A 3,545-nucleotide genomic window follows, 5' to 3' on the forward strand; every position below is an offset into this window, starting at 1 on the left:
CTCCTCCTCATCCACCCGTCTGGGCGGAGTGCCGTCAGGTCGCCGGGAGCAGCACCGGCAGCAGGCTTCGGTCGACGATCTCCACGTACAGCCCGCTGCGTGCGCGCAGGTAGCTGCACATCGGCGGACGATCGTCTCTGATCGCGATCGTCGCCTCGGTCGTCCACCCGAGCGTCTCCAGGGCGGCAGCCGTGGAGGCCAGGTCGTCGACCCAGTAGCCGAGATGATGGGCGTGACCTGGCGGGGTGGCCGTCCACACCGTTCCCTCGATGGCCTGGACGAGTTCGATGTGGTGTGAGCCCTCCCGTGACAGGACGTATGCCGTCGACACGGTGCGCGTTCCGTCCTGGGTGCGCAGGCGAACGGCGGCACCGCCCTCGTGCCAGGTCACGCCGAGGTCGGCGCCGAGCCGCTCCCTGGCGCTGGCGAGGTCGTCGACGACGATCCCGGTGTGGAAGAGATCATCGGGCTGGAGAAGTCCGGGCACGGTAGGTGTCATGAGTGCAGCCGATCCTGTGCCATCACGATGAGCCGGCCGTCCTGAACCTTCGTTCCGCTGCCGTTGAGCGGTATTTCGCCGTCAGCGAAGAACAGCACTTTCTTGGGCACCTTGTAGCTCGCCAGCCGCTCGCGCAGGAAGGATCTTATGTCGAGCTCGGTGGCCGTCGATCCGTCTTTCAGCTCGACGCAGAGCACCACGATCTGACCGAGGCGACGATCGTCGACGCCGATCGCTCGCGCGAGCTTGGCGGGTTCGAAGGCGTGGAGTTGGAGCTCGATTTCCGCTGGTGACACGTTCGCGCCGCCAGTTTTGATCATCTCGGTGGCTCGGCCGGAGAAGTAGATGTTGCCGTCCTCGTCGTAAAATCCCCGGTCTCCGGTGTGGAAGAAACCCTCGAGGTCGAAACACTGCGATCGTGTCCGCTTCACGTAGTGCTCCATGAGGGTCGGGCCGCGCACGATGAGCTCGCCCTCCTCTCGCGCCGGCAGAGCCCGGCCGGTATCTGGGTCGATCACTCGCAGCTGGCTTCCCGGGAGCAGCCGTCCATAGGAACCACCCCGCAACAACTCCCGTGGGGTGTCGCTCGAAAATCCCGCAAGGAATGATGCGGTTTCCGACATGCCGTAGCCGACAGGCATGTTCCAGGTCATGTCACCCTTGACGGTTGGATGGCGAGTGAAGACCGACTTGCCATAGACCCGTGTACACGACGAGAGGTCGGTGCTCGGCCACGTCGGATGCTCGGCGAGCGTCCGTGCCTGGTGGGCGAAGGCGTGCGGCTCGGTCACGCGCTCCCTTTCCAGGAGGCGCAGCGCGTGGCCCGGTTCGAACTGCTCCTGCATCACCCACGTCCCGCCCGCGGCGATCGTCGCTCCCATCGCGGCATTGAGGCCGGCCGTCCAGAACAGCGGGAGAGGACTCCAGACCCTGGTGGCCGCGTCGCGTCCGAAGAGCTTGGCCTGGATCCACCACTGCAGCGCGACGGACTCATGAGAGTGGAGGACCCCTTTGGGCCGGTCGGTCGTCCCGGAGCTGTAGATGATGGTCGCCGAGTCGGACGGGTCGACCTGGGCGGTGACGGCGTCGAGAAGCGCGTCGCCCACCGCGTCGCCGCGCTCGAGGAACGCCTCCCATGCCTGGATGTTCGCGCGGTCCGTCGATGGCCCGAGCGCCGCGGCGTGGCGGAGGGACGGGTAGGCGGGATCTCTGATCGGCCGTGAGCCCGCCGCGCCAGGACAGAGGCCGACCAGGTCGGCGGCGAACCGTCTGCGGCCCATCGAGGTCTGCAGGAGCAGCACGCTGACGTCGGAATGGGATACCAGGTAGGACAGCTCGGGCCCGGGCGAGAAGGTCGAGAGGGGGACGGCCACCGCTCCGGCGAGCACCGCTCCGAACAGCGAGGCCACGGCTTCGGGGCGATTTCCCATGAGGATGCCGACGCGCGCGCCCTTGCAGGTGCCGCGCGCGAGGAGAGCTTTGGCGATCCGGCGGGCCTGGTCGGCGAGGTCTCGGTAGGTCCAGCGAACCGTTTCACCGACCAGGGGATCGTCGAAGACCAGAGCTTCGTGGTCAGGATGCTGCGCGCACTGGTCGGCGAGCACCTGGCCAAGGGTGAGCGCGCCGACGTCGGACGCCTCCCGTAACGGCGGACCGCTGAGCGTTTCGAAGTCCCACACGGCTGAGTACTCTAGCTCGCGATGGCACTGAGTGCCACGGTTTACCAGTGATATGAGGGCCATGAGGTTGCAAGACTGGCACTCAGTGCCAGCCTTCGTCTAGTGTCCCCGGTCACACGACACCCGCGACTGCCGGGCACGACTGAGGCCGGGCGCTCGCGAAGCGCGAGAAGGAGAACACGTGAGCACGCTGAGCTTCGACGGCGACGTCATCGTGGTGACGGGAGCGGGTGGCGGCATGGGCCGTTGCCACGCGCTTGAACTCGCGCGGCGAGGGGCGAGAGTGGTGGTCAACGACCTCGGTGGCCATCCCTTCGGTGGTGGCAGCGACCCTGGTCTCGCGGAGTCTGTCGTCGCCGAGATCAAGGCCGCGGGAGGCGAGGCGGTCGCGAACACGGCGTCGGTCGCGACGGCGGACGGCGCCAGGAGTCTCACCGAGCAGGCCATGGACGAGTGGGGCCGGTTGGACGCGGTGGTGGCCAACCATGCGATCCTGCGCGACAAACCGTTCGACGAGATGACGCTCGACGATTTCGACGATGTGATCGATGTGAATCTGCGGGGCGTCATGCGGGTATTTCATCCGGCCTTCAAGGTAATGAAGTCAGGTGGCGGCGGGCGGATCGTGGCGATCACGTCGAGCGCGGGCATGCTGGGCGCGCATGCCCAGGCCAACTATGCCGCCGCGAAGTCCGGCCTCCTCGGGCTGACACGCTCCATTGCCCTCGAAGGCGCTCCGCACAACATCAAGGCGAACATCGTCGCGCCGGGTGCGCTCGGTACCCGGATGCACCTCGCGATGGTGGAGTCGGCGACCTACCACGCCAGCGCCGACGCTGATCTCGTACGCAACGCGAAGGTGGCAGCGAGCCTGAAGCCGGAGCGTGTGAGCCCGATCATCGCCGTCCTCACCCATTCGACGTGTCCGGTCACCGGTGAGGTCCTGTGCTCATGGGGTGGTTGGTATGGGCGGTTCGGCATCACCCGCAACGCCGGCTGGTCGGGAGGCGCAGAACTCGCCACCGCGGAGGAGATCGTCGACCATTGGGGCAAGGTGGTCGACCAGTCTTCGGCGCGTGACGCGGGACTTGACGCCTTCGCGGGCCAGCACTGAAGTCGCTCAGGCTCGGCTGACAAGCACCGCTCCAGTGGTCCATCGGCTAGCTCAGGCGAACGTATTGCCGAACCACGCGGCAACTCGCGCCCATCGACACGCAAGGTGAATACATGTTGCGCACTCCGGGAAAAGTCAGCCGGCGAACCTATGGAAAGGACATCGACCTCAGCTTCCAGGACGGCATGATCATGTTCACGCTGGTGTCGGCGTTGCAGACGGCGTCACAGGGCGTGTCCGGGGACATCACTCT

3 protein-coding genes are annotated in these 3,545 nt (G+C 66.5%); 1 reads left to right on the forward strand and 2 read right to left on the reverse strand.

Going from position 1 to position 3,545, the window contains the following annotated elements:
• Nucleotides 1-34: 34 nt before the first annotated feature.
• Together BL253_RS38845 and BL253_RS38850 are read right to left on the reverse strand one after the other, a co-directional pair.
• Nucleotides 35-499 carry a VOC family protein gene (locus tag BL253_RS38845; protein WP_076819263.1) on the reverse strand — a complete coding sequence of 155 codons (465 nt, stop codon included), beginning with the start codon at nt 497-499 and terminating at the stop codon, nt 35-37.
• Nucleotides 496-2,178: a class I adenylate-forming enzyme family protein gene (locus tag BL253_RS38850; RefSeq protein ID WP_076819264.1), complete on the reverse strand. Its 1,683-nt coding sequence runs from the start codon at nt 2,176-2,178 to the stop codon at nt 496-498. Before BL253_RS38850 ends, BL253_RS38845 begins: the two co-directional genes overlap by 4 nt.
• Before the next feature lie 181 nt (nt 2,179-2,359).
• On the opposite strand from BL253_RS38850, the gene BL253_RS38855 reads away from it, so the two are divergent.
• A complete protein-coding gene (locus BL253_RS38855) occupies nt 2,360-3,292 on the forward strand; it encodes an SDR family NAD(P)-dependent oxidoreductase (protein ID WP_076823098.1) in 933 nt (310 codons plus the stop codon).
• The last annotated feature ends 253 nt before the right edge of the window (nt 3,293-3,545 follow it).

Origin of the sequence: Pseudofrankia asymbiotica (genome assembly GCF_001983105.1) — a bacterium.
GTDB lineage: Bacteria > Actinomycetota > Actinomycetes > Frankiales > Frankiaceae > Pseudofrankia > Pseudofrankia asymbiotica.

Coding starts and splice junctions, on each gene's coding strand:
- BL253_RS38845 (WP_076819263.1), bottom strand. CDS start 499: ATGACACCTACCGTGCCCGGACTTCTCCAGCCCGATGATCTCTTCCAC.